Annotated in this window: 23 protein-coding genes; 15 read left to right on the top strand and 8 right to left on the bottom strand. The window is 66.7% G+C overall.

The window, feature by feature from the left end; genetic code table 11:
• The first annotated feature begins 74 nt into the window (after positions 1-74).
• The 8 genes from gyrB (at position 75) to AC3A3X_RS11385 (ending at position 8,059) form a co-directional block, all read left to right on the top strand.
• Positions 75-2,540, top strand: a complete 2,466-nt coding sequence (gene gyrB / locus AC3A3X_RS11420) for a DNA topoisomerase (ATP-hydrolyzing) subunit B (RefSeq protein WP_487583144.1) — start codon at positions 75-77, stop codon at positions 2,538-2,540.
• A gap of 174 nt (positions 2,541-2,714) precedes the next feature.
• Complete coding sequence (locus AC3A3X_RS11415) at positions 2,715-3,518, top strand: M48 family metallopeptidase (protein WP_487583143.1); 804 nt, start codon at positions 2,715-2,717, stop codon at positions 3,516-3,518.
• A gap of 132 nt (positions 3,519-3,650) precedes the next feature.
• Positions 3,651-4,868, top strand: coding sequence for a tetratricopeptide repeat protein (locus AC3A3X_RS11410; protein ID WP_487583142.1), 1,218 nt, complete (start codon positions 3,651-3,653; stop codon positions 4,866-4,868).
• A gap of 172 nt (positions 4,869-5,040) precedes the next feature.
• Complete coding sequence (locus AC3A3X_RS11405) at positions 5,041-5,715, top strand: energy transducer TonB (protein ID WP_487583141.1); 675 nt, start codon at positions 5,041-5,043, stop codon at positions 5,713-5,715.
• Positions 5,716-5,788: 73 nt separating this feature from the next.
• Positions 5,789-6,541, top strand: coding sequence for a MotA/TolQ/ExbB proton channel family protein (locus AC3A3X_RS11400; RefSeq protein ID WP_487583140.1), 753 nt, complete (start codon positions 5,789-5,791; stop codon positions 6,539-6,541).
• Between the two features lie 42 nt (positions 6,542-6,583).
• Positions 6,584-7,006, top strand: coding sequence for an ExbD/TolR family protein (locus AC3A3X_RS11395; RefSeq protein WP_487583139.1), 423 nt, complete (start codon positions 6,584-6,586; stop codon positions 7,004-7,006).
• A 15-nt stretch (positions 7,007-7,021) separates the two neighbouring features.
• Positions 7,022-7,438 (top strand): ExbD/TolR family protein, encoded by a 417-nt coding sequence (locus tag AC3A3X_RS11390; RefSeq protein WP_200608044.1) that lies wholly within the window; start codon positions 7,022-7,024, stop codon positions 7,436-7,438.
• 195 nt (positions 7,439-7,633) lie between these two features.
• Positions 7,634-8,059: an ExbD/TolR family protein gene (locus AC3A3X_RS11385; protein ID WP_487583138.1), complete on the top strand. Its 426-nt coding sequence runs from the start codon at positions 7,634-7,636 to the stop codon at positions 8,057-8,059.
• Positions 8,060-8,134: 75 nt separating this feature from the next.
• Here AC3A3X_RS11385 and AC3A3X_RS11380 read toward each other — a convergent pair whose 3' ends face one another.
• The 4 genes from AC3A3X_RS11380 to cls all read right to left on the bottom strand — a co-directional run bounded on the left by AC3A3X_RS11380 (position 8,135) and on the right by cls (position 11,371).
• Complete coding sequence (locus AC3A3X_RS11380; protein ID WP_487583137.1) at positions 8,135-8,896, bottom strand: pyridoxine 5'-phosphate synthase; 762 nt, start codon at positions 8,894-8,896, stop codon at positions 8,135-8,137.
• A gap of 40 nt (positions 8,897-8,936) precedes the next feature.
• Complete coding sequence (locus tag AC3A3X_RS11375) at positions 8,937-9,422, bottom strand: hypothetical protein (protein ID WP_487583136.1); 486 nt, start codon at positions 9,420-9,422, stop codon at positions 8,937-8,939.
• A gap of 127 nt (positions 9,423-9,549) precedes the next feature.
• Positions 9,550-9,816, bottom strand: coding sequence for a hypothetical protein (locus tag AC3A3X_RS11370; protein WP_487583135.1), 267 nt, complete (start codon positions 9,814-9,816; stop codon positions 9,550-9,552).
• 118 nt (positions 9,817-9,934) lie between these two features.
• Positions 9,935-11,371 (bottom strand): cardiolipin synthase, encoded by a 1,437-nt coding sequence (cls, locus tag AC3A3X_RS11365; RefSeq protein WP_487583134.1) that lies wholly within the window; start codon positions 11,369-11,371, stop codon positions 9,935-9,937.
• Between the two features lie 143 nt (positions 11,372-11,514).
• Here cls and AC3A3X_RS11360 point away from each other — a divergent pair, with 143 nt between their 5' ends.
• The 3 genes from AC3A3X_RS11360 (at position 11,515) to AC3A3X_RS11350 (ending at position 14,457) form a co-directional block, all read left to right on the top strand.
• Positions 11,515-12,603, top strand: a complete 1,089-nt coding sequence (locus AC3A3X_RS11360) for a PA0069 family radical SAM protein (RefSeq protein ID WP_487583133.1) — start codon at positions 11,515-11,517, stop codon at positions 12,601-12,603.
• A gap of 286 nt (positions 12,604-12,889) precedes the next feature.
• Entirely contained in the window at positions 12,890-14,023 is a 1,134-nt protein-coding gene (locus tag AC3A3X_RS11355; RefSeq protein ID WP_487583132.1) for a sensor histidine kinase, read from the top strand.
• A complete protein-coding gene (locus AC3A3X_RS11350) occupies positions 14,023-14,457 on the top strand; it encodes a response regulator (RefSeq protein ID WP_158731994.1) in 435 nt (144 codons plus the stop codon). Before AC3A3X_RS11355 ends, AC3A3X_RS11350 begins: the two co-directional genes overlap by 1 nt.
• Positions 14,458-14,543: 86 nt before the next feature.
• Here the strand turns inward: AC3A3X_RS11350 and AC3A3X_RS11345 are convergent, their stop codons facing one another.
• From AC3A3X_RS11345 to AC3A3X_RS11335, 3 genes are all read right to left on the bottom strand, one after another.
• Entirely contained in the window at positions 14,544-15,284 is a 741-nt protein-coding gene (locus tag AC3A3X_RS11345) for a 2OG-Fe(II) oxygenase (RefSeq protein ID WP_487583131.1), read from the bottom strand.
• 68 nt (positions 15,285-15,352) lie between these two features.
• Positions 15,353-16,768, bottom strand: a complete 1,416-nt coding sequence (locus AC3A3X_RS11340; protein WP_487583130.1) for a sigma-54 dependent transcriptional regulator — start codon at positions 16,766-16,768, stop codon at positions 15,353-15,355.
• Positions 16,769-17,054: 286 nt separating this feature from the next.
• Entirely contained in the window at positions 17,055-18,113 is a 1,059-nt protein-coding gene (locus AC3A3X_RS11335; protein ID WP_487583129.1) for a class 1 fructose-bisphosphatase, read from the bottom strand.
• A gap of 165 nt (positions 18,114-18,278) precedes the next feature.
• On the opposite strand from AC3A3X_RS11335, the gene AC3A3X_RS11330 reads away from it, so the two are divergent.
• Positions 18,279-19,784: an NIPSNAP family protein gene (locus AC3A3X_RS11330; RefSeq protein ID WP_487583128.1), complete on the top strand. Its 1,506-nt coding sequence runs from the start codon at positions 18,279-18,281 to the stop codon at positions 19,782-19,784.
• Between the two features lie 88 nt (positions 19,785-19,872).
• Positions 19,873-20,562, top strand: coding sequence for a helix-turn-helix transcriptional regulator (locus AC3A3X_RS11325; protein ID WP_487583127.1), 690 nt, complete (start codon positions 19,873-19,875; stop codon positions 20,560-20,562).
• Between the two features lie 225 nt (positions 20,563-20,787).
• Here AC3A3X_RS11325 and scpC read toward each other — a convergent pair whose 3' ends face one another.
• The gene (scpC, locus tag AC3A3X_RS11320; protein ID WP_487583126.1) at positions 20,788-22,302 is read right to left on the bottom strand and encodes a succinyl-CoA:acetate CoA-transferase ScpC; all 1,515 of its coding nucleotides are present in this window, start codon (positions 22,300-22,302) and stop codon (positions 20,788-20,790) included.
• Between the two features lie 306 nt (positions 22,303-22,608).
• On the opposite strand from scpC, the gene AC3A3X_RS11315 reads away from it, so the two are divergent.
• Together AC3A3X_RS11315 and AC3A3X_RS11310 are read left to right on the top strand one after the other, a co-directional pair.
• Positions 22,609-23,868: a histidine kinase gene (locus AC3A3X_RS11315; protein ID WP_487583125.1), complete on the top strand. Its 1,260-nt coding sequence runs from the start codon at positions 22,609-22,611 to the stop codon at positions 23,866-23,868.
• A 10-nt stretch (positions 23,869-23,878) separates the two neighbouring features.
• Complete coding sequence (locus tag AC3A3X_RS11310) at positions 23,879-24,640, top strand: LytR/AlgR family response regulator transcription factor (RefSeq protein ID WP_487583124.1); 762 nt, start codon at positions 23,879-23,881, stop codon at positions 24,638-24,640.
• Positions 24,641-24,701 lie beyond the last annotated feature (61 nt).

Below are 24,701 nucleotides of genomic sequence, written 5' to 3'. Positions count from 1 at the left end.
CCCGCGTTGAATAGCTAATGTGTCTTGACGCCTCCGGCCCCGCCGGGTAACGCGTCGACGGAGCCTGTTGCCGCATGACCCATATCGAGCACGACCCCTCGCAAGACCCGACCGTCACCGCCGTACCTTCCCAGACCTACGACTCCAGCAAGATCACCGTTCTGCGTGGTCTCGAAGCTGTGCGCAAGCGTCCGGGCATGTACATCGGCGACGTGCACGACGGCACGGGCCTGCACCACATGGTGTTCGAAGTGGTCGACAACTCGATCGACGAGGCCCTCGCCGGCCACGCGAACGAAGTCACCGTGACCCTGCACAACGACGGCTCCTGCTCGGTGTCCGACAACGGCCGCGGCATTCCCGTCGACATCCACAAGGAAGAAGGCGTCTCCGCGGCCGAGGTGATCCTCACCGTGCTGCACGCCGGCGGCAAGTTCGACGACAACAGCTACAAGGTTTCCGGCGGCCTGCACGGCGTCGGCGTGTCGGTGGTCAACGCCCTGTCCGAGCACCTGTGGCTCGACATCTGGCGCGACGGCCACCACTACCAGCAGGAATACCAGCTGGGCGAGCCGAGCTACCCGCTCAAGCAGCTCGAAGAGTCGCAAAAGCGCGGCACCACGCTGCGCTTCCTGCCGGCGCGCGAGATCTTCACCGACATCGAATTCCACTACGACATCCTGGCGCGCCGCCTGCGCGAACTGTCGTTCCTGAACTCCGGCGTCAGGATCACCCTCATCGACGAGCGCGGTGAAGGCAAGCGCGACGTCTTCGAGTACGCCGGCGGCATCGCCTCCTTCGTCGAACACCTGGCGCAGCTGAAGAACCCGCTGCACCCGAACGTGATCTCGGTGTCGGGCGAAATGAACGGCATCACCGTGGACGTCGCCCTGCAATGGACCGACTCCTACCAGGAAACGATGTTCTGCTTCACCAACAACATCCCGCAGAAGGATGGCGGTACCCACCTGATCGGCTTCCGTGCCGCGCTCACGCGCACGCTGTCGAACTACATCGAACAGAGCGGCATCGCCAAGCAGGCCAAGATCGCCCTGACCGGCGACGACATGCGCGAAGGCATGATCGCCGTGCTGTCGGTAAAGGTCCCTGACCCCAGCTTCTCCTCGCAGACCAAGGAGAAACTCGTCAGTTCCGAGGTCAGGCCGGTCGTTGAGAGCACGTTCGGTGCACGTTTGGAGGAGTTCCTACAGGAGCACCCCCACGAAGCCCGCGCCATCACCGGCAAGATCGTCGACGCCGCCCGTGCCCGCGAAGCCGCGCGCAAGGCCCGCGACCTCACGCGCCGCAAGGGCGCGCTCGATATCGCCGGCCTGCCCGGCAAGCTCGCCGACTGCCAGGAGAAGGATCCAGCGCTCAGCGAACTGTTCATCGTCGAGGGTGACTCGGCAGGTGGCTCGGCCAAGCAGGGCCGCAACCGCAAGACCCAGGCGATCCTCCCGCTCAAGGGCAAGATCCTCAACGTCGAGCGCGCGCGCTTCGACCGCATGCTCGGTTCGGCCGAGGTCGGCACGCTGATCACCGCGCTCGGCACCGGCATCGGCAAGGACGAGTACAACCCGGACAAGCTGCGCTACCACCGCATCATCCTGATGACCGACGCCGACGTCGACGGCAGCCACATCCGCACGCTGCTGCTGACGTTCTTCTACCGGCAGATGCCGGAGCTGATCGAGCGCGGCCACATCTACATCGGCCTGCCGCCGCTGTACAAGATCAAGCAGGGCAAGAACGAGCTCTACCTCAAGGACGATGCCGCGCTCGACGCCTACCTGGCCAACAACGCGGTCGAGGGCGCATCGCTGCGTCCGGCGATCGGCGAACCGGCGATCGAAGGCGCCGCGCTCGAGAAGCTGCTGCTGGCCTATGCCGGCGCGCGCGAAGCGATCCAGCGCAATGCACACCGCTACGATCCGAGCGTGGTTGAAGCACTGATCGATTCGATCCCGCTCGACACCGCCCACATCGGCGACCACGACGCGCTGCGCGTCGAATTCGATCGCGTCGAATCGCGCCTCAACCTCGGCGGTCTCGGCAAGCCGCGCTACAAGCTCGAGCTGCACGAAGGCGGCGGCGAGCGCCAGGCGGCCCTGCTGGTCAAGCGCCTGCACATGGGCGAAGAAATGACCCAGGTGTTGCCGCTGGCGGCATTCGAAGGCGGCGAACTCCGCGCCGTGCGCGAAGCCGCCACGCAGCTGCACGGCCTGATCCGCGACGGCGCGCAGATCGTGCGCGGCAATCGCGCGCAGCCGATCACGAGCTTCGCCCAGGCCCAGGCCTGGCTGCTCGATGAGGCCAAGAAGGGCCGCCAGATCCAGCGCTTCAAGGGCCTGGGTGAAATGAACCCCGAGCAGCTGTGGGAAACCACGGTCAACCCGGAGACCCGCCGCCTCTTGCAGGTGCGGATCGAGGACGCAGTCGCGGCCGACCAGATCTTCAGCACCCTGATGGGCGACGTGGTCGAGCCGCGCCGGATCTTCATCGAGGACAACGCGCTCAAGGTCGCCAACCTCGACGTGTGACCGATGTGGCGCAGGTGGGAGGGGCTTCAGCCCCGATCCCGCGACCTCTGCCTTTTCGGGGCTGAAGCCTCCCGCAGGGACTCAGCCCTCCGGCCTTCGCCGATGCCGTATTGACGAAGTGTTAATCCGGCGGACGCTACAACGCGTCATCAACCTGAAGCGGGATTCCCGAAGATGAAGCACCTGCTGCTCGCCGTGGCCATTGCCACCGTTGTCACCGCCTGCGCCACGTCCACCTCGCCCACCGGCCGCAAGCAGTACGTCGGCGCGGTGCCGCAGCAGCAGCTCGACCAGATGGGCGCGCAGGCCTTCGCCGAGGCCAAGACCAAGCAGAAGGTCAGCAACGACGCCCGCATGAACGCCTACGTGCGCTGCGTGGTCAACGACATCACCCGCGAGCTGCCGCAGGGCTGGCAGACGAACTGGGAAGTGGCGGTGTTCGAGGACAGCTCGGCCAACGCCTTCGCCCTGCCCGGTGGCAAGGTCGGCGTGAATACCGGCATCTTCACCGTCGCCAAGAACCAGGACCAGCTCGCCGCGGTGATCGGCCACGAGATCGGCCATGTCGTCTCCCGCCACCACGACGAGCGCATCACCAAGCAGCAGGGCACCTCGACGCTGCTGGGCATCGGCAGTGCGATCCTCGGCTCGGCCTACGGCTCCGGCGCGGCCAACGCCGCCGGCCAGATCGGCGGCGCCGCGGCACAGACCTTCTACCTGCTGCCGAACTCGCGCACCCAGGAATCGGAAGCCGACGTGGTCGGCCAGGAACTGGCCGCCAAGGCCGGTTTCGACCCGCGCCAGGCGGTGAATCTGTGGCAGAACATGGCCGCCGCCGGCGGCGAGCGCGCACCGACGTGGCTGTCGACGCACCCGGATCCATCCTCGCGTATTGGCGAACTGAGCGCCCGCGCAGGCAGCCTGATGCCCGTTTACGAGCAGGCCCGCGCCTCCGGCCACACGCCCAAGTGCGGATGATCGCGTGCAGGGAACGTGAATTAGGACAGAAAACCCCGTATCGCTCTCTGTCACGTTTCTGATAGCTTCACACCCCCTTGGCCTTGCCACCGTCCCGCCCGATTACGTGCGGCCGCAGATTTGAGGTGATCGATGAACAATGTCTCCCGCCGTAACCAACGCATCCTGGCCGCCGCCATCAGCGCCGTCCTGATGTTCGGTGCGGTCAGCCAGGTCAGCGCGCAAAGCGCGAGCGACCGTGCGGCCGAGCGCCGCGCCAAGAAGGAAGAAGGCAAGCAGGACGCTGGCAAGGTCACCAACGAGTACCCGCAGGCCACCCGTCAGGCCCCGGACACGAAGGCGTCGAAGAAGGCCATGCCGCTGTTGCAGAAGATGATGAAGGCCTACGACGACGACAAGGCTCCGGAAGCCCGCGCCTTCGCCGACCAGATCATCGCGCTGCCGGAAGCCAACGCCTACGACAAGGCCTTTGCCTCGCAGATCGCCGCCCACTCCGCCTATGACGGCGACGACACCGCGGCCGCGATGAACTACCTCAAGCAGGCGATCGCCGCCAACGGCCTGGACAACAACGGCCACTACGGCGCGATGCTGATGCTCAGCCAGCTGCAGCTGCAGGAAGACCAGTACGCCGAGTCGCTCAAGACCATCGACCAGTTCCTGGCCGAGACCAAGAGCCAGAAGCCCGAGCACCTGATCATCAAGGGCAATGACCTGTACCGCATGGAGCGTTACAGCGATGCCGCCCCGGTCATCAAGCAGGCCATCGACCTCAGCCCCGAGCCCAAGGTCGATTGGCAGCAGCTGCTGATGGCGACCTACGCCGAGTCCGGCCAGGCCGGCGAAGCGGCCAAGATCGCCGAGGGTCTGGCCGCCAAGAGCCCGGGCGACAAGCGCGCCCAGCTGAACCTGGCCGCCGTCTACCAGCAGAACGACATGCTGGACAAGGCCGCCGGCGTCCTCGAGAAGCTCCGCGCCAGCGGCCAGCTGACCGAGGACAAGGAGTATCGCCAGCTCTACGCCACCTACCTGAACATGGATGGCAAGGAGAAGGAGGCGATCGGGGTCATCAACGACGGTATGCAGAAGGGCGTGATCAAGCCCGACTACCAGACGTACCTGGCCCTCGCACAGGCGTATTATTTCTCTGACCAGGCTGGCCCGGCGATCGACGCCTACAAGAAGGCCGCTCCCCTGGCGCCGGATGGTGAGGCGTACCTGAACCTCGCCCGCGTGCTCTGGCAGGAAGACCGTATTCCCGAGGCAAAGGAAGCCGCCAAGCAGGCTGTCGCAAAGGGTGTGAAGAAGCCCGACGACGCCAAGAAGATCATCGCGTTGCCTGGCAAGTAACGAGTTGAGGCCGAACCCGATTCGGCAACGCGAAATCATCCAATTGCACTTGGTCAAATGAGCGCAATTTGGTATATGCTAGGAGGTTCCCGCGACTCGAAGTAGTCGCGGGAATCGTAACTGACGGCCCGAGGCGCCCTGGCGTCCGGAAATACCTCCCGAGCTACGGCGCATGACGCAAGACCTCGAAATCCACGCAAAAAAAGATGACGACCGCGAAGATCTGAACTGGGCGCGTATCGCCGGTGTGACCGTCGCGATCGCATTCCATGTCGCGGCCCTGCTGCTTTTGCTCGCTCCTATGGCCCCTCCGGCCCAGCAGCAGCAAGAGGAAGACGTCACGTTCGTCAACCTGATCAAGCCGCCGCCGCCGCCCCCCCCGCCGCCGCCGCCGCCGCCGGAGCCCCCGAAGGAGCTCAAGCCGCCGCCGAAGCTGACGCCGCCGCAGCCGACTCCGTTGCCGCCTCCGCCGGATGAACCGCCGGTGCTGGTCGACGATCCGAGCCCGGTTGACGTGGCCGCGCCGCCGCCGAGTCCGCCGTCGCCGCCCGCACCGGCTACGACGATCGGCTCCAGCGTCGACCCGTCCTCGAAGCGGCTCAACCCGCCCAAGTACCCGCCGACCGAAGCCCGCCAGGGTGTGGGTGGCACGGTTGTGCTGATCATCACCATTGACGGCCAGGGCAATGTCCTGGACGTTGCGGTCGAGAAGTCGAGCCGTAACCGCAACCTCGACCGCGCTGCAATGGACGCCGCCCGGAAGTGGAAGTTCAACCCCGAGATGCAGAACGGCGTTGGCGTAACCAGCCGCGTCCGCGTCCCGGTCGATTTCGTCCCGCCGACCTGATCGGGGTCACGGGACAAGTTGTAGGCAATCCGTAATACCTCTTTCCTTTCCACGACATTCAAAGGTAAGCGTCATGCTGCAGGAAACCACCACCGCTGCGACCGCCGGAGGCTCCAACGCCGAGGCACTCCAGCAGATGAGCTTCGCGCATCTGTTGCAGAACTTCGACCTGGTCGGCTGGGTCGTATTCCTCACCCTCGCCATCATGTCGATCCTCTCGATCTACTGGATCGTGGTGAACTTCGTGAAGAACCTGCGCCTGCGCGCCAGTTCTGATCGCGTGGTCAGCACGTTCTGGGAGACCCCGAACGCTCAGGACGCCATCCGCTTCATGGAAGAGCAGGGTCGCTTCGAGCCGTTTTCGAAGATCGCTCTCGATGCTGCCCAGGCAGCCGCCCACCACCAGCGCCACGAAGGTTCGCGCCTGGTCGAGTCGCTCAACCGTTCCGAGTTCGTCGATCGCGCCCTGCGTCAGGGTGTGACCCGCGAGTCCTCGAAGCTGGAAGCCGGCCTGACCGTGCTCGCCACCGTCGGTTCGACCGCTCCGTTCGTCGGTCTGCTCGGTACCGTTTGGGGCATCTACCACGCCCTGATCCGCATCAGCGCCACCGGCCAGGCTTCGATCGACGCCGTTGCCGGCCCGGTCGGTGAAGCACTGATCATGACCGCCATCGGCCTGTTCGTCGCAATCCCGGCGGTGCTGGCATACAACTTCTTCACCCGTCTGAACCGCGTTACGAACAACAAGTTCGATACGTTCGCTCACGACCTGCATGACTTCTTCGCCACCGGCTCGCGCGTCGGCGAAGTTGCCAGCAAGCGCTAAGCAATAACCGACGCCCTCTCGCAGTAGGTTTGGAGTTCGTACATGGCCTTCAGTACAGGCAACGATAGCGGCGGCCCGATGGCCGAGATCAATGTCACGCCGCTCGTCGACGTGATGCTGGTGCTACTGATCATCTTCATGATCACCGCACCGCTGATGTCGCATAAGGTCCAGGTCGATCTTCCGCAAGCCAATCTGGACAAGCGTCCCGATACGGCCCCGCCGGTCACGCCGATCAACATCACGGTGGAAGACACAGGGAACCTTTATTGGAACGACGAGCCGATCACCAAGGATCTGCTCGAGAGCCGTCTGTCGATCGAAGCGCAGAAGACCCCGCAGCCGCAGATCAACGTCCGCGGCGACAAGACGACCAAGTACCGCATCGTGTCCGAAGTGGTGCAGACGGCGCAGGCCCAGGGCATGCGCAAGGTCGGTTTCATGGCGCTCAAAGAACCTCGCTAATCCGGAGATCCAGATATGGCATTTGCATCGAAATCCGGTGGCGGTCCGATGGCGGACATGAACGTCACGCCCCTCGTGGACGTGATGCTGGTGTTGCTGATCATCTTCATGGTCACGGCGCCTCCTCTGACGTACCCGATCGACGTTAACCTTCCGCAGAAGTCGCTGAACCCACCGCCGCAGACGCGAGAGCCGCCGCCGCCGATCAGGCTGCGGATCGACGCCTCGGGCCAGGTGTATTGGAATGACGCGCCGCAGCCGATCACCGCGATCCAGAACATGATGGAAGTCGAAGTCCAGCGCGACCCGACCAACCAGCCCATGCTCGAGATCGATACCAGCCCGGACGCCGATTACGGCATCCTGGCCAAGGTGCTCGCTCACGCGAAGAATGCTGATATGGATAAGATCGGCTTCGTCCAGAACGATTGACCGATCGGTGTCGCTTACCGTCGTGAAAACGCCGCCCTCGGGCGGCGTTTTTTTTGCCCCGCTCCGAGCCCCTCTCCCGCTTGCGGGAGAGGGGCTGGAGTGAGGGAGGCGATCACGTGGAACCGGCGGTACTTGCTGGAACCGGAGTCCCAGGCGTAGCGTGAAGCCGGGCATGGGGCCCCATGGAGGTTGCGTATGGCCGTCTCCGCGTTCTACCTGTCCGACTCCCGCCACGGCGCGCACGGCGAGCATCGAGCCGTCGCCCAGATCAACATCACCCCGCTGGTCGACGTCCTGCTCGTGCTGCTGGTGATCTTCATGGTGGCGACCCCGGCCTTGACCGGACGCCTCGACCTTCGCATTCCACAGAACTTCCCGTCGACCGATCGCAGCGTCCCGCCGCCGCGGGTGCAGCTGCGTGTCGGCAGCGATGGGGCGTACCGACTCGACGGCGCCGTGCTGGCGCGAGCCGAACTGGCACCGGCACTGCAGGAACTGGCACGACGCAATCCGCGCGCCGTGCTGCAGGTCGCCGCCGATGCCGACGCCGACTACCAGGGTTTCGCCTGGGCCCTGGCCGAGGCGCAGCGCAGCGGCTTGCGCGACATCGCCTGGCAATAGCGGGCAGCCACGCGACACGAGCGCATGGGCAGGAGCCAGCCCGCTGGCTCCTGCCGGCAAGACATCAGCGTCGCGCTAAGGCGAAAGGATCCGAAGGTACGAAGCGATCGTCGTGTCGATGCCCTGGTAGATCGTTTCGCCTATCAGCGCGTGACCGATCGATACCTCGAGCACGCCCGGCACCTGCTGCAGGAAGAATCCCAGGTTGGCCTGGCTGAGGTCGTGCCCGGCATTGACGCCGAGGCCGGCATCGCCGGCACGTCGCGCGGCTTCGGCGAACCGGGCGGCCATGGCCTGACCGCTGCCAGCGGCAAACGCTTCCGCATACGGGCCGGTGTACAGCTCGACCCGGTCGGCACCCACCGTCGCGGCGCGAGCGATGCCCAGGCGCCCTGCTTCGGTGTGGGCGTCGGCAAACAGACTGACGCGGCAGCCCAGCGCCCTGAGCGAATCAACCAACGGCCGCAGCGAACCGGCATCGCGGACGAAGTCGAAACCGTGATCGGAAGTCAGTTGCGCATCGCCGTCCGGCACCAGCGTTGCCTGCGCCGGACGCACTTGCTCGCACAATGCCAGGAAACCCGGATAGCCGGCACGCGGCGGCGCGAACGGGTTGCCCTCGAGGTTGAACTCGACGCCGCGTTCACGCGTCAGCTCCGACAGCGCGTACACGTCGTCGGCGCGGATGTGGCGGGCGTCGGGACGCGGATGGACGGTGATGCCATGCGCGCCGGCGTCCAGGCATGCCTTCGCCGCGGCGACCACGCTGGGTTCGTCACCACCGCGCGAGTTGCGCAGCACGGCGATCTTGTTGACGTTGACGCTCAGGACGGTCACGACGCCGTGACCCGACGTCGTGACAGAAACAAAAGTCGGCTCAATTGCACGCTTCGCTGCTCTGGTGGTAGATCACCGGCTCCCAGTAGGTCTGGCCGATGATGTCGTTGCGGTTCGCCTCGATCAGGTGCGCGGCGAGAAGGTAGGTGGTGTTGGGTTGCACGTCCAGCTCGATCTTCTTGTAGCGGTCGGAACGTTGCGCGCGCTGTCGCAACTGCAAGTCGCTGAACTGCTTCACGTCGATGAGTTCGGCTACTTCCAGTGTGTGCTTGCCGGCACTGACGCGGTAGCTGCGCGCGGACGTCGGGCCGGGCAATCGGTCGTCGACATTGATCAGCCGCGCGCGATAAAGATCCTTGCTGCGTGGCGCGACGTCGAAGACGCTGATGCGTCCGCAACCGGCAACAGCCGGGACGGCGCTCGTCGAAGCCGGCGCACTGGCGGGGTCGACCTGGGCCAGGGGCTGCGCGGCGGCGGCGAACGTCACGCCAAGTAGCGGCAGGCAGCACAAGGCGGGCAGGTTCATGGCGGTCCTCCTCCGGGTCCGGCGCGTGCGCACGTGCGCCGTGGCCTACGGCGCGACCATGCTAGCAGGCGACCCGCAGCGGGACGCGTGAAGCGCCGATCAGGGCACCGCCGGTCGGGGGATGCTATCAGGCTGCCGGCGGCGTGCCCGGCGGATTGCCCGTGGCGGCGCGGCGAGCTTCGGCCTGCTCGCGCAGGCGGCGCAGTTCCATCGGGTCGAGGATCATCGACGTGTCACGGCTCTGGCTGTCGACGCGCTGTGCCAGCAGCTTCATTACCCAGGCCAGAGACAGCCCCAGTGCTGCCAGCAGGCAGATGATCAGCACAGCCACCGACGAGGTCTTGAACGCGACCGCGAGGGCAGCCAGGGCCAGCAAAAGTAGAAGCCAGTGCATTGGGGCGATGCTCCGTATGGGATTTCGACGGCGTCGGCAGTTTAGCCTGCGCCACCGTGACGGCAGCGTCCGATTGCCGGCCCGCCGCGACCGCCGGTCAGTCGCTGCACGCCGCGGTTCACAGCACCGGCGAGACCAGCCGGGCCAGCGCTTCGGGTACCCGGGTGCCCCACAGCGGGCGGGCGCGATCGTCGCGTACGCGCGGCGCCAGGTTGCACTCGCCCTGGATCAACCGCGCCAGCTCTGCGCCCACGCCGGCGTCGCGGAACATCACCGAAACCTCGAAGTTCAGGCGGAAGCTGCGATGGTCGAAATTGGCGCTGCCGATGATCGCCAGGTCGTCATCACACAACAGCGCCTTGCTGTGCAGCATGCGCGGCCCGTACTCGTGGATCTTCACGCCGGCGACGAGCAGTTCGTCGAAGTACGACCGCGCCGCCAGGGTGACCAGCTTGCTGTCGCACTCCTTGGGCACCAGCAGGCGCACGTCCAGGCCACCCAGCGCCGCCGACGTCAGTGCCATGCGCGCGGCCTCGCCGGGCACGAAGTACGGCGTGACCAGCCACACCCGCCGCTGCGCCGAATGGATCGCGGACACGTGCAGGCGGTGGATCGCTTCCCAGTCCGAATCCGGACCCGACACCAGCACCTGCGTCGAGATCGGGCCCGGCTTCGGCGGTGGATTATGCAGGCGCATGGGCGGCTGACCGGTGGCGTAGGCCCAGTCCTCGACGAACACCAGTTGCAGCTCGCGCACCACGTCGCCTTCCAGGCGCAGATGCAGGTCGCGGTAGGCGTCCTTGCGCAGGCGCTCGTCTTCGTCGTCGGTGATGTTGATACCGCCGGTGAACCCGACCAGTCCGTCGATCACGACGATCTTCCGGTGCGTGCGCATGTTCAGCCACGGCCGCTTCCAGAACCAGTACATCTTCATCGGATGGAACCAGGCGACCTGCGCACCGGCTTCGACCAGTGGCTGCAGGAAGCGGCGCCTGGTCTTGCCCGATCCGACCGCATCGAGCAGCAGGCGTACCTGCACGCCCGCGCGTGCGCGCTCGACCAGTGCATCGCGCAACGCAGTACCGGTGCGGTCGGGCAGGAAGATGTAGTACTCGAGGTGGACGTGGTCGCGCGCCGACGCGATCGCGGCCAGCAGCGCGGTGTACTTGGCGGCGCCATCGATGAGCAGTTCCGCGCACGTGGCCGTCATCGGCGGCAGGCCGGTGGTGGCCTGTGCCAGCCGCGCCAGCTCGATGGCATCGGCCGACGGATGCAGCCCTTCCGGCAGCGGCTGCAGCGTGGCGCGCGTGCGACCGCGGCGAAGCCGCTGGCGATGGATGCGCTGCGGTCCGAAGAAGTAATAGATCAGGAAGCCGACATAAGGCAGCGCCGCCAGGCTGATCAACCAGCTCAGCGTCGCCACCGGCTCGCGCTTCTGCAGCACGATCCACAGGCCCAGCCACACCAGGTAACCGATCCATCCCAGCACCAGGTAAAGCCGCAGGTGCTCGACATCCAGCAACGTGGACCAGGCCGCCTGCAGGGCTTCTAGCATGGGAACCGCTCCATTGTGTCTGGTCAGGTACCTGTCCAGCGAACGGCAGGCCGGCCCTAGGCTAAGCCGCGCGCATTGCACATGCCAGCGATGCGCCTGTGCGGTCTCAGCCACTGCGACGTTGACGCAGTACCCTCGGCGGCATGGACGACGCCCGTAAAGCCCAGCAGCCGATCAAGGGTCGCGGCGCGGCCTCGCAGGTCGACGGCCGCTACGCGGTCACGGTCGCTCGCGGCGAGGACGACGGCTGGGGCTCGGTCTACGACGACCTGGCCGAACCGTCGCGACCGCAGACGCAGGTCACCCTAGAGCGCGCGCGCAGCATCATCAGCCGCAACGACTCGCCCGACATCGCCTTCGGCCAGTCGGTCAATCCCTATCGCGGCTGCGAGCACGGTTGCGTGTACTGCTTCGCGCGCCCCTCGCACGCCTATCTCGACCTGTCGCCGGGCCTGGACTTCGAGACGCGCCTGTTCGCCAAGACCAACGCCGCCGAGCGACTGCAGGCCGAACTCGCCCGCCCGGGCTACCGCTGCGAACCCATCGCGCTGGGCATCAACACCGATGCCTACCAGCCCATCGAGCGTCGCTATGGCATCACCCGCGAACTGATCGAGCTGCTGTCGGCCTGCTCGCACCCGTTCAGCCTGATCACCAAGAACGCCGCCGTCACCCGCGACCTCGACCTGATCGCGCCCATGGCCCGACGCGGACTGGCAACGGTCTATTTCTCGGTCACCACGCTCGACAACCACCTGTCGGCCCGGATGGAACCGCGTGCGTCGGCGCCGCACTCGCGCCTGAAGGCGATGCGCACTCTGGCCGATGCCGGAGTGCCGGTCGGCGTGATGGTTGCCCCGGTCATTCCGATGATCAACGACCGCGAGATCGAGCACATCCTCGAGGCCGCGCGCGATCACGGCGCCGGCTCGGCCGGACACGTGTTGCTGCGCCTGCCGCACGAACTCAAGCAGGTCTGGCGCGAATGGCTGCAGCTGCATTACCCGGAGCGCGCCGCGCACGTGATGAGCCTGGTCCAGCAGATGCGCGGTGGCAAGGACTACGACAGTGCCTTTGGCAGCCGCATGCATGGCCAGGGCCCGTTTGCGCAACTGATCGAGCAGCGTTTCCGCAAGGCGCACAAGCGCCTTGGATTCGGTCGTCTGCCGGCGCTGGACACGTCGTTGTTCGTGCCGCCACGCAAGCCATCACCGCAGGGTGAACTGTTCTGATCCAGACGAAGCGTGATGGGCGAATGACGACGGTGCCGCCACCGCCGGCATCACCACTGAAATCGTGCGACGCTCGCTGCGTCTGGCGGCGCCTCCGACAACGCCTGCCGCGCATCCACCACGCCAGCCAGGACCCGCGCCCGCAGGAAGAGAGCCTGTTGCAGGTCCATTGCACTCATTGTGCTTGATCGGCCGGCACAGGCTGGCTTCCCAATCCGTCCACCACCCCGTCACAATCGGGTTGGATACACTTCGCCATTGCGGCAGGTTTACGAGTCACCCTCCGATGAGCAACACCACCGGCCAAGAAACCGGAGTCGACCGCTTCCGGCTGGCAATGGCCGCCTCCGGTGTCGGCATGGCCATCGTCGATCTGAACGGACACTGGGTCGAGGTCAATCCGGCATTCGAGCGCATGTTCGGTTACAGCGCCCAGGAGGTCGTTGGCCGACCGACTGTTGCCTTCACCCATCCCGACGACATCTCGCTCACGCAGTCCTACCTGCGCGGCCTGATCGACGGCAGCATTCCCGTGCTCGATGCGCAGAAGCGCTATCTGCACCGCAGTGGCCAGACCATCTGGGCGCACATCAACATCGCCGTCATGCGCGACGATTTCGGCGCGCCGCTGTATCTGCTGGTGCAACTGCGCGACATCAGCGCGCAGCGCGCCGCCGAGCTGGCGCTGGAATCGCGCGCCGAAGCCGAGCATGCCGCGCGCGACGTCTCCAACCGCCAGCTGCAACTGTTTGCCGATGCGGTCGCGCACGATCTGCGTGCGCCGCTGCGCTCGATCGAAAGCTTCTCTGCGCTGCTCGCCGACCGCGCCAATGACCGCCTCGACGACACCGACCGCGATTACCTGGCGCGCATCCGCGCTGCCGCGACACGCATGAGTGGTCTGCTGACTTCACTCAACGATCTGTCCTACGTCACCCGCGCCGATCTGAAGGCCACCACGGTCGACCTGAGCCTGCTGGCCGACTGGGTTGGTGCCGAGCTGCAGGATGCCGACCCGCAACGCCGCGCGGAGATCCGTGTGCAGCCGGACCTGCAGGTCGAGGGCGACGAGCGCCTGCTCAAGCTGCTGCTGGTGCAGTTGATGGACAACGCCTGGAAGTTCTCGCGCGAACGCGAGCCGATCCGCATCGACGTCAGCGGCCGCCGCGATGGCGACACGCTGCAGGTGCAGATCCGCGACCGGGGCATCGGATTCGACATGCGCTATGCTCACAAACTGTTCGAGCCCTTCCAGCGGCTGCACGGACCGGACCAGGGGGGTGGTCACGGTCTGGGGCTGGCGATCGCCCGACGCATCGCAGAGCGACATCGCGGTAGCGTCCGGGCCGAATCCCAGCCCGAAGCCGGTGCCATCTTTACCCTCGAGTTGCCGGTTACAGCGGCGGAGGACGGTATTTGATGCACAAGGAAATCCTGCTGGTCGAGGACAATCCCGACGATGTCGAGCTGACCCGGCTGGCCTTCGACGAGGCCAAGATCGCCAACCGCCTGATGGTCGTCGGCGACGGTGCCGAAGCCCTGGACTACCTGTTTGCCCGTGGCAAGTACAGCGATCGCGACCCCGAGGACCTGCCCTCGATCATGCTGCTCGACCTCAACCTGCCCAAGGTCGACGGTCGCGAAGTGCTGCAGGCGGTGCGCGCCAACGAAGCCACGCGCACCTTGCCGGTGGTGGTGCTTACCACCAGTGCCGAACCGTTCGATGTCGAAGCCAGCTATGCGCTGGGCGTCAACAGCTACATCCAGAAGCCGGTCGACTTCGAGCAGTTCGTCTGGGCGGTCAAGCAGGTCGGTCTGTACTGGCTGGTGCTGAACCACCCGCGCACGGCGTAGCGCGACCACTGTCATCCTGAGCGTAGCGAAGGATCTGCTGCGCACGCATGCAGCAGATTCCTCACTGCGTTCGGAATGACAATGCCCTATCCGGCCCCGAACAGCTGCTCCGCGCGCTGGAACAACACCCAGCTGGTCGCAATGAATTTGTCGCCGTCCTTGGGCCGGTTGCCGCGATGGGTGTGGGTGAACGCAGCCGGGGCGATCAGCAGGCTGCCGGTGCGCGGAACGATCTTGCGGTGCTGGTAGAGGAACTCGGTCTCGCCTTCCTCGAACCCGTCGTTGAGGTAGACGGTCCACAGCAGGTGCCGATGCAGCGTTTCCGCGCGCGGGTCGCGCGGGTACAGCTCGCAGTGCCAATAGGGGTATCCGCCGCGGTTGGCGCTGTAGCGCTGCAGATTGATCGAGCCCGGTCGCAGCACCGTCTTGATCACCGGTGCCAGGTCCTCATCGTCCATGGCCGCCATCCGCTCGGGAGTGAGGCGGTGACTCTTGCCGTCGGCGCCTGGCGTTTCCAGCATCAGCGGCGCGATCAGCGTGTGCGGGTAGCGGCGCAGGTAGGCGATGACGCCGCGGAACACCGCCAGGTTCAGCAGCGTTTCGGCATCGCGCCAACCGTCGCGCCCGCTGATGGTCAGGTCGCGGCTGTCCTTGAGGTCGGGCATCACGCCACCCCCGACGCGTCCGGGGACGGTGTCGCCACTGTCGCTGAAGCGTGCCACCAGCTGCGCGCACTGTTCGCGCGTGAGGGCGTCCGGATAGACCTCGATGAAGTCGTTGTCCCGGGCGTGTTCGCCGGCGACGGGAACTGCGGGTTGGCTGGACATGCGGAAGGCAGGGGATCCGGCGGCAGCGGCCATCCTCGCACGCCACCGGGCCGCCAGGCCACGCCCCGCTAAGCGATGCTGACCGTGTTCGGCGACTCGGGGTCGTTGGCACGCAGGCCGTGGCGCTGCATCAACCGGTAGAGCGTGACGCGGGAGACGCCGAGCTCGCGCGCGACATCGACCAGGCGCCCGCGGTTGCGGTGCAGCGAATGCTCGATCGCGGTACGGGTGGCGGCATCGCGAACCTCGTCCAGGGTCGGCGGCGGCGTCGCCAGCGCGTTCTCGATGTGCAGGTCGGCGGCGGTGATCAGGCGGCCTTCGGCCATCACCACGGCCTGGCGGACGCGGTTGATCAGTTCGCGCACGTTGCCCGGCCAGCCGTGGCTGTGCAGCGCCTGGCGCGCGCACGGCGCAAACCCCTTGAGCGTGCGATGGCCTTCCTGCGAGTACCGCTGCAAGGCGTACTCGGCGATGCGATCGATGTCGCTGCCGCGGTCGCGCAACGGCGGCTGCTGCAGGCGCAGCACGCACAGGCGGTGGTAGAGGTCGGCGCGGAAACGGCCGTCGGCGACGGCGACATCCAGGTCGTGGTGCGTGGCCGAGATGATGCGCACGTCGATCGGAATCTGTTCGTGGCCGCCGAGGCGCTCGATGCTGCCCTGCTGCAGGAAGCGCAGCAGCGAGGCCTGGCTCTCCAGCGGCAGGTCGCCGATCTCGTCGAGGAACAGCGTGCCGCCGTTGGCCATCTCGATGCGCCCGAGCTTGCGCTGCTGCGCGCCGGTGAACGCGCCGCGCTCGTAGCCGAACAACTCCGACTGGATCAGGCTGTGCGGGATCGCACCGCAATTGATCGCCACGAATGGATGCGCGTGCCGGCGCGAGTGCCGGTGCACGGCCATCGCCGCCAGCTCCTTGCCGGTGCCGGTTTCGCCGGCGATGAACACCGGCGCTTCGGTCAATGCGGCCTTGCGCAGCGTGCGGCACAGCGTGCGCATCGCCCCACTCTCGCCGATCATGCCGTCGAAGCCGGCTTCGCTGGTGACGTCGCCGCCCTCGCAGGCGAGGCTGGCCATGCCGTGGGCGTGGCCGATCACCGTGTTCATCACCGCTTCCGGGCACGGCAGCGTGAGGTAGTCGTAGCAGTAGTCGCGGATCAGCTTGCGTACCGGCTCCTCGTCGAGCTGGCGCGCATCGATGCCGGCGACCCAGCCGACGTTGGCCGCCGACAGCGCGCCGCCGAACTCGGCCAGATCCTGCTGGCTGAAGCCCTCGCGCAGGTCGAGCAGCGCCGCGTGCGGCTGCCGCGGATCGCGCTGGAGGATGCGCAAGACACTGCGGGCGTCGGGTGCGCGGCGCAGGTTCCATCCCATCTGCTGGAGGCCGCCGAGGGCGAGCACGCGACCGGCACCACCACGGGTGACGTAGATCAACTCACGCGCGAGGGGATCGCCCGACAGGGATTCCTGCGTTCCTTCGATCGCCATCTCCGTCTCCGTCTCCGGACAGGACCTGCTGGCGCATTTCGAACAATCCGGGTTGGGCCGCGTGAGTGGCAACCCGGAGGGCCGGTCCGAAATGCATTAACAGGCCCTGCCGTGGCTGCAGAATGCTGCCACCACACATGGATACGCAGTGTTATTTACGGCAGGGATGACGATGAACGGTCAAAAAGAATACGAAAAAACATGCATTTCGCCGGCACGAATCGCGCCAACGTGATTCAACTTCGTGAGTGCGGCGCGCAAGGGCGCCGCACTCGCATTCAGCGCGTCATGCGCTCTTTGTTGCGCCCGTCTCGTCGTGCTCGCGGTGGTAACGCACCGCGGTCTCGACTTCACTCTTGGAGCCGAGGAACACCGGCACACGCTGGTGCAGACCGGTCGGCTGCACCTCGAGCATGCGCTGGCGACCGGTGCTGGCGGCGCCGCCGGCCTGCTCGACCAGCAGGCTCATCGGATTGGCTTCATACATCAGGCGCAGCTTGCCGCCCTTGGCCGCGCACTTGCTGTCGAGTGGGTAGCTGAAGATGCCGCCACGGGTGAGGATGCGATGCACGTCGGCCACCATGGAGGCGACCCAGCGCATGTTGAAATCCTTGCCGCGCGGGCCTTCCTTGCCGCTGAGCAGATCGCCGACGTAGTGGTGCATGGGTGCCTCCCAGAAGCGCTGGTTCGACATGTTGACCGCGAACTCCTTCGTCTCCTCCGGGATGCGCATGCCGCGCGTGGTCAGCACGAAGCTGCCCACTTCACGGTCGAGCGTGAAGGCATGCGTGCCGTTGCCGATCGTCAGCACCAGCATCGTGCTCGGGCCATAGGTGCAGTATCCGGCCGCGACCTGGGCGGTGCCGGGCTGGAGGAAATGCTCGTCCTGCGCCTGGGTGACACCCTCCGGGCAGCGCAGCACCGAGAAGATGGTGCCGACGGAAATGTTCACGTCGATGTTGGAGCTGCCATCGAGGGGATCGAACAGCAGCAGGTAGTTGCCGCGCGGGTAGACGTCGGGAATCGGCTGCGAGTTGTCCATCTCCTCCGAGGCCAGGCCGGCGAGGTGGCCGCCCCAGGCGTTGGCTTCCAGCAGGATCTCGTTGGAGAGCACGTCGAGCTTCTTCTGCGCCTCGCCCTGGATGTTCATGCTGGCTTCGCCGGCGGTGCCGGCATCGCCGAGGACACCGCCGAGCGCGCCCTTGCCGACCGCGATCGAGATGGTCTTGCAGGCGCGGGCGACCACTTCGATCAGCAGGCGGGCATCGGCGTTGATGCGTCCGGCGCGCTGCTCCTCGATCAGGTAGCGGGTCAGGGAGATGGATGGCGGCGTTGAGTTCGACATGGGCACGGCGGGCAGCGGCAACGGGGGCGCCATTGTCGCCGATGCGGCTGTCGCAGTGGCGCGCCGCTGAGCGTTCGGCGCGTTCGCGGCTGCTGACAGGAGGCTGGCAGCAGCCCGGTCGCAAGCTGCACTGGTGCGATGGGCACCGACGGCAGGAGCGCCGCAATGAGCACCGACGATATGGCCAGCAGGATGGCCGCCGCCGATTCAAATTGGCACGATCCAAATGGGCGCGATTCATGCGGGACAGATGGGCACGACCGCGAAAGGCGCTACCCCGGCGCTCGTGGCGCCAGGGCGGTCGACCGCTACCGCCGCCTGCTGCTGCAGCTGGCCGCCAGTGCCCAGGCGATGGTGCTGTTGCCGCTGCGCGCGATAGCCCGCCCGGTCCGCGCCTCGGCGCCCGGAGCGGCCGCCACGAACGCCGGCGCCGCCAGCGACGGACGCCACGACTTCGATTTCCTCCATGGCCAATGGCGGATCCGCAACGAGCGCCTGAAGCAGCGCCTCACCGGCTCGGGCAACCCCGGGCCAGGTGACTGGGAGATCTTCGGCGCCAGCCAGTGGTGCCAGCCGATGCTCGGCGGGGTCGGCAACGTCGACGATTTCGTCAGCGACTGGCAGCGCCCCGGTTCCACGGAGCGCTTCATCGGAATGACCCTGCGCCTGTTCAGTCCCGAATCGCGGCAGTGGAGCATCTACTGGGCCGGCAATCACGATGGCCACCTCGAGGCACCGATGGTGGGCCACTTCGACGATGGCACCGGCACCTTCCTCGGCCTGGCCGAGCACCAGGGCAGGCCGGTGCAGGTCCGTTTCGTCTGGAGCCAGGCCAGCGCCAACACCGCGCACTGGCAGCAGGCCTTCTCGCAGGACAATGGCGAGAGCTGGGAAACGAACTGGCATATGTGGTTCCGCCGCACCGATGGCGAAGGCCATCTGCTGCACGACGACGGCGTGATCGAACTTCGTCAGTACACGCTGCGACCGGGGCGCCGAGATGAACTGGTCGAACTGTTCGAACGCGAGTTCATCGAGCCGCAGGAGGCGGTCGGCATGCACGTGATCGGACAGTTCCGCGACCTCGACCAGAACGAGCGGTTTGTCTGGGTGCGTGGATTCGCCGACATGCAGGTGCGCGCCGAGGCACTGAACGGCTTCTATTCCGGGCCGACGTGGGCGCGCCATCGCGAGGCTGCCAACGCCACCATGATCGACAGCGACGACGTGCTGCTGTTGCGACCGGTACGGCCGGACTCGGCGCTGCCGTGCGGCGCCGAGCGGTCTGCCAACGGCAAGGAAGGCACCGCGAAGGGCCTGATCGAAGCGGGCATCTGTTACCTGGATGCGGCGGCCGACCATGGCTTCCTCGCCAGGTTCGAACAGCACATGGCACCGCGCCTGCACGCCGCGGGTGCCGAGCTGATCGGTGTCTACATCACCGAATCGGCGCAGAACACGTTCCCGCGCCTGCCGGTGCGCGAGGGCGAACCGGTGCTGGTGTGGTTCGCGCGCTTCGCCGATGTCGACGCCCATCACCGCTACGAGTCGGCATTGCTTGCCGATGGCTTGTGGAACACCGCGGTCGCACAGGCGCTGCTCGATGGCCTCAGGCAACCGCCGCAACGGCTGCGGCTGGCGCCGACGCCGCGATCGGAGTTGCGTATATGAGACGCACGACGGCGAATGATCGGTTGTTATCGCTAACGCTTGTTGAGCCGCTCATTGAGCTGGACGCGCTGGCAGGCGATCATGCCGCATGCGCCGCGCCGACCGCCTCTTCCTGCTGATCCATGCCCTGCGTGGACGCCGTTCTGCCATCACCGCACAACGACTGGCGCAGACCCTGGCCGTGTCGCTGCGCACGGTCTACCGCGACGTTGCCGACCTGCAGCGTTCCGGGGTGCCGATCGAAGGCGAAGCCGGCGTCGGTTACATGCTGCGCAAGGGCTCTGACATCCCGCCGCTGATGTTCACCGCCGACGAACTCGAAGCACTGGTGGTCGGTACGCGTTTCGTTCGCGCCTTCGGCGGCGTGCGCCTGGGGCGCGAAGCGGCTGCGGCACTGCTGAAGATCGAGGCGGTGCTGCCGCCGGAGTTGCGCGAGCGCAGTGAACGCACGCGCATCTTCGCGCCGGAAGTCGACCGGCTGGAAAACAGCGGGCTGATCGACGACCTGCATGCGGCCGTCACCAGCGCGCAGGTGTTGCGCATGCGCTACCGCGACAACGATGCCCGCGCCAGCGAGCGCGAGATCGAACCGTTGTGCCTGGCGTTCTGGGGTGGCAGCTGGACGCTGGGCGCCTGGTGCCGGCTGCGGGCGGACTTCCGCAACTTCCGGCCGGACCGGATCGTGGATTACTCGCCTACGGGGGAGACGTTCGTGGAAAGTCGCGAGCGGGGGTTGACGGCGTATTTGCGGGCGGCGAATGCGCAGAGGAATGGCTAGTCAAACGTCATTGCTAGTCAACCGTCATTCCCGCGTAGGCGGGAACCCAGCGTCTTTGAGCAACGTCAACGGCAAATGGATCCCGGCTTTCGCCGGGATGACGGGGGATGATGGTGATGGGGCTGATGGCGTGTGGGCCTGGATCCCGGCTTTCGCCGGGATGACAGTGATGGGGCGAATGGGGTGACGGCCTGGATCCCGGCGTACGCCGGGATGACGGGTGGGCTACGGCACCCGCATGTCACCCGTCTCGATGAAGCGCTGATGCCACGACAACGCCTCGTTCAGCAAGTGCGGCGTGTGCTTGCCGTAACTCTCGCGGCTGGCGCGGTCGAAGTAGTCCTGCAGCATCGGCCGGTAGTCCGGGTGCGCGCAGGCATCGATGACGCGTTGTGCGCGCTGCTTCGGCGCCAGGCCGCGCAGGTCGGCCAGGCCCTGCTCGGTGACCACCACCATCACGTCGTGCTCGGTGTGGTCGACGTGGCTGGCCATCGGCACGATCGACGAGATGCGTCCGCCCTTGGCCGTGCTCGGTGACATGAACACCGACAGGTAGGCGTTGCGGGCGAAGTCGCCGCTGCCGCCGATGCCGTTCATGATCCGCGTGCCCGCGACATGGGTAGAGTTGATGTTGCCGTAGAGGTCGGCCTCGATCATGCCGTTCATGGCTATGCAGCCCAGGCGCCGCACCAGTTCCGGATGGTTGGAGATCTCCTGCGTGCGCAGCACGATGCGCTGGCGGTAGTGGTCGAGGTGGGCGAGGAACTCGTCGATGCCGGCCGGGCTCAGCGAGAACGAGGTCGCCGAGGCCATGCGCACCACGCCGTGCTTGAGCAGCTCCAGCATGCCGTCCTGGATCACTTCGGTGAACGCGGTCAGGTCGCGGTAGCCCGCCTGGGCCAGGCCTGCCAGCACCGCATTGGCGATGTTGCCCACGCCCGACTGCAGCGGCAGCAGGTGCGGCGTCAGCCGGCCGCGGCGGATCTCGTGGGCGTAGAAGTCCAGCAGGTGCGACGCGATCCGCTTCGAGTCGGCATCGGGTGGGGCGAACGGCGAATTGCGATCGGGCGCGTCGGTGTCGACAATCGCGATGATCTTGTCCGGATCGCAGCGCAGGTACGGCTCGCCGATGCGGTCATCGGGATGCAGCAACGGGATCGGCTTGCGGTTGGGCGGCAGCGCGGTGCCGTAGTAGACGTCGTGCATGCCCTCCAGCGCCGTCGGCTGCCAGCCGTTGACCTCGAGGATCACCTTGTCGGCCTGGTCCAGCCAGGTCTTGTTGTTGCCGACCGACGACGAGGGCACCAGCCGGCCGTCTTCGGTGATCGCGGTGACCTCGATCACGGCGACGTCGACCGCACCGTAGAAACCGAACCACGTGTACTGCGCGACGTGACTGAGGTGCAGGTCGATGTAGTCCAGCTCGCCGGCGTTGATGCGTTCGCGCAGCGCCGGATCGGACTGGTAGGGCAGGCGCAGTTCGATGCCTTGCGCGCGGGCGAGCACGCCGTCGAGTTCGAGGGCGGTCGAGGCGCCGGTCAGCACCTTGATGCGGAAGGCTTCGCCGGCGCCGTGTGCCTGCTCGATCCGGGCGGCCAGTGCCTGCGGCACGGCCTTGGGATAGCCGGCGCCGGTGAAGCCGCTCATGGCCACGGTCATGCCGGGCCGGATCAGGGCGGCGGCCTGTGCGGCGGACATGCGCCGGTCACGCAGGCCGGGGTGGCGGATGCGATCGCTCATGGTGAAGGTGCGAAGTGGGGGAAAAGCGAGTTTAGTCCCCGCCTGCTGGCTGACGTATTGACGCCGGTCAGCTGGTGATCATGACCATGCGCTGGCCGCCCACGTAGGAGCGAGCTTGCTCGCGAAGGACTCCGGAGGCGGGGTTCGCGAGCAAGCTCGCCCCTACGTCCTGTCCTCCGGCATTCGGGGGCCGGAAAGGCGCTTTTGTCACGCCCTCGCCGCTTTCGTCGCAACCGCCCCCCGGTCGCCGCGTGCCGCCGCTATGCTCGGCCGCACAGAATCCCGACGCGACCTTGCCGACGCCGCATGACCACCAGCCTCTACTTCATCGTCCGACTGATCGCCGCCTGGTTCGTGGCATTCCTGGCGCTGGCGATCCTGATCGACGCAACGCCGCTGGGGAATTTCGATGGCTGGCCGCTGACGTTCCTGTTCTTTGTCACCATTGGCTTCGTCATCATCGGTGCGGTCTCGCACCTGCGGCGGGTTCGCCTGATCGCCGGCCAGGTCGACGCGGGCACGCTCGGCAACCGCCAGCGCCGGCAGATCGAGATTCCGTTCGAGGCCGGCGAGGCCTTCGACCTGCTCGATGCGGCGATCCGCGAACTGCCGCGCACGGAAGAGATCGAAAGCGCCCGCGACAGCCTGCAGATCCGCGCCAAGGTCAAGCGCCTGGAACCCTATGGCCACTCGCCCTCGCGCTACGTCAATCCACTGGCGTTGCTCGGCATTCCGCGCAACCAGATCCAGGCGACCGTCACGCCGGCCGACGGCACCGGTAGCGTGACGCTGATCTGCGAACCCGAGAGTGGCGCCTGGAGCGACTGGTTCCGCGTCGACGACGGCACCAACCTCGAGAACGCCGAAGCCATCACCCGCGCCGTGGCACGGCGGATCGCCGAGCGCCGTCGTGGCGAAAAGGCCGCCGCCGCCCAGACCGTGACCGAGAAGGAGCTGACCGTGGCCAAGCTGAGCCTGCTGCATGCGCAGGTCGAGCCGCACTTCCTCTACAACACGCTGGCGAGCGCTCAGTACCTCACCCGCACCGACCCCGCCCGCGCCGACGAGATGCTCGGACACCTGATCCAGTATCTGCGTCATTCGCTGCCGCGCACCGATGACGCGCTGTCGACGCTGGGCGTCGAGCTGGAGCGCTCGCGCGCCTACCTGGAGATCCTCAAGCTGCGCATGGGCCCGCGCCTGGCGCTGCAGATCGACGTGCCCGAGGACCTGCGCACCACGCCGCTGCCGCCGATGATGCTGCAGACGCTGGTGGAGAATGCGATCAAGCATGGTCTGGAACCCAAGCCCGGTGGCGGCACCGTCTGGATCCTGGCGCGCAGCAACGACCGCATCGTGTCGGTGACCGTGGCCGACGACGGCGATGGCTTCAATGCCGAAAGTACCGGCACCGGCATCGGGCTGAAGAACGTGCGCGAGCGTCTGCGCCTGGTCTACGGCAATGCCGCGACACTGGCGATCGTTGCCAACTTCCCCAACGGCGTCGCCGCCACGATCACGGTTCCCGTTGCCGCTCCTGGTGCGCAGGAGCCCGGTCATGGCTGAGGCGAAAGTCATGACAGCCGTCGTCGCCGAGGACGAGGAGCTGCTGCGCACCGCGCTGGTCGAACTGCTCGCCGAGGTCTGGCCGCAGCTGCAGATCGTCGCGCAGTGCGAGGACGGCGCCAGCGCGCTGGAAGCCATCGCCGAGCACCGTCCCGACGTCGCCTTCCTCGACATCCGCATGCCGGGCCTGACCGGCCTCGACGTCGCCGCGGCGGCGGCCCAGGCCAGCCCGGGGACGCAGGCGGTGTTCGTCACCGCTTACGACCAGTACGCCGTCGATGCCTTCGAACATGGCGCGATCGATTACCTGCTCAAGCCGGTCAGCCGCGAGCGCCTGGCGGCGACCGCGCAGCGGATCCAGGCACGCGCCGCCGCCGGCAGCGTCGATGCGGTGGCGCTGGCGCAACTGGTCGCCACCCTCGATCTGGTGCCGCGCAGCAGCGAGCCGCCGCTGACCTGGATCACCGCCAGCGCCGGTCGCGAAACGCGGCTGATCCTGGTCGACGACGTCGCCTACTTCCGTGCCGAGCACAAGTACACGGTGGTGATGACGGCCGACGGTGAAGCGCTGATCCGCAAGCCGATCCGCGAACTGCTGATCGCGCTCGACCCGACCGTGTTCCGCCAGATCCACCGCTCCACCATCGTCAACCTCAAGGCGATCGCCTCGATCGTGCGCGACGACAGCGGCAAGGGCGTGGTGCGCCTGCGCCAGCGTCCGGAAACCCTCACCGTCAGCCAGCCCTTCATGGCGCTGTTCAAACAGATGTAGCGGCCGCCCAGCGACCGCGCCGTCCCGGAATGTCAGGCAGTACCCACGACGTGGCTTCAAG

The organism is Lysobacter sp. Soil_N_23, from assembly GCF_057656135.1.
This window is presented reverse-complemented; position numbering and strand designations above follow the sequence as displayed.

Excerpts from the sequence above, each read along its gene's own strand:
- gyrB (WP_487583144.1), top strand. The coding sequence starts at position 75 with ATGACCCATATCGAGCACGACCCCTCGCAAGACCCGACCGTCACCGCC.
- AC3A3X_RS11415 (WP_487583143.1), top strand. The coding sequence starts at position 2,715 with ATGAAGCACCTGCTGCTCGCCGTGGCCATTGCCACCGTTGTCACCGCC.
- AC3A3X_RS11410 (WP_487583142.1), top strand. The coding sequence starts at position 3,651 with ATGAACAATGTCTCCCGCCGTAACCAACGCATCCTGGCCGCCGCCATC.
- AC3A3X_RS11405 (WP_487583141.1), top strand. The coding sequence starts at position 5,041 with ATGACGCAAGACCTCGAAATCCACGCAAAAAAAGATGACGACCGCGAA.
- AC3A3X_RS11400 (WP_487583140.1), top strand. The coding sequence starts at position 5,789 with ATGCTGCAGGAAACCACCACCGCTGCGACCGCCGGAGGCTCCAACGCC.
- AC3A3X_RS11395 (WP_487583139.1), top strand. The coding sequence starts at position 6,584 with ATGGCCTTCAGTACAGGCAACGATAGCGGCGGCCCGATGGCCGAGATC.
- AC3A3X_RS11390 (WP_200608044.1), top strand. The coding sequence starts at position 7,022 with ATGGCATTTGCATCGAAATCCGGTGGCGGTCCGATGGCGGACATGAAC.
- AC3A3X_RS11385 (WP_487583138.1), top strand. The coding sequence starts at position 7,634 with ATGGCCGTCTCCGCGTTCTACCTGTCCGACTCCCGCCACGGCGCGCAC.
- AC3A3X_RS11375 (WP_487583136.1), bottom strand. The coding sequence starts at position 9,422 with ATGAACCTGCCCGCCTTGTGCTGCCTGCCGCTACTTGGCGTGACGTTC.
- AC3A3X_RS11370 (WP_487583135.1), bottom strand. The coding sequence starts at position 9,816 with ATGCACTGGCTTCTACTTTTGCTGGCCCTGGCTGCCCTCGCGGTCGCG.
- cls (WP_487583134.1), bottom strand. The coding sequence starts at position 11,371 with ATGCTAGAAGCCCTGCAGGCGGCCTGGTCCACGTTGCTGGATGTCGAG.
- AC3A3X_RS11360 (WP_487583133.1), top strand. The coding sequence starts at position 11,515 with ATGGACGACGCCCGTAAAGCCCAGCAGCCGATCAAGGGTCGCGGCGCG.
- AC3A3X_RS11355 (WP_487583132.1), top strand. The coding sequence starts at position 12,890 with ATGAGCAACACCACCGGCCAAGAAACCGGAGTCGACCGCTTCCGGCTG.
- AC3A3X_RS11350 (WP_158731994.1), top strand. The coding sequence starts at position 14,023 with ATGCACAAGGAAATCCTGCTGGTCGAGGACAATCCCGACGATGTCGAG.
- AC3A3X_RS11345 (WP_487583131.1), bottom strand. The coding sequence starts at position 15,284 with ATGTCCAGCCAACCCGCAGTTCCCGTCGCCGGCGAACACGCCCGGGAC.
- AC3A3X_RS11340 (WP_487583130.1), bottom strand. The coding sequence starts at position 16,768 with ATGGCGATCGAAGGAACGCAGGAATCCCTGTCGGGCGATCCCCTCGCG.
- AC3A3X_RS11335 (WP_487583129.1), bottom strand. The coding sequence starts at position 18,113 with ATGTCGAACTCAACGCCGCCATCCATCTCCCTGACCCGCTACCTGATC.
- AC3A3X_RS11330 (WP_487583128.1), top strand. The coding sequence starts at position 18,279 with ATGAGCACCGACGATATGGCCAGCAGGATGGCCGCCGCCGATTCAAAT.
- AC3A3X_RS11325 (WP_487583127.1), top strand. The coding sequence starts at position 19,873 with ATGCGCCGCGCCGACCGCCTCTTCCTGCTGATCCATGCCCTGCGTGGA.
- scpC (WP_487583126.1), bottom strand. The coding sequence starts at position 22,302 with ATGAGCGATCGCATCCGCCACCCCGGCCTGCGTGACCGGCGCATGTCC.
- AC3A3X_RS11315 (WP_487583125.1), top strand. The coding sequence starts at position 22,609 with ATGACCACCAGCCTCTACTTCATCGTCCGACTGATCGCCGCCTGGTTC.
- AC3A3X_RS11310 (WP_487583124.1), top strand. The coding sequence starts at position 23,879 with ATGACAGCCGTCGTCGCCGAGGACGAGGAGCTGCTGCGCACCGCGCTG.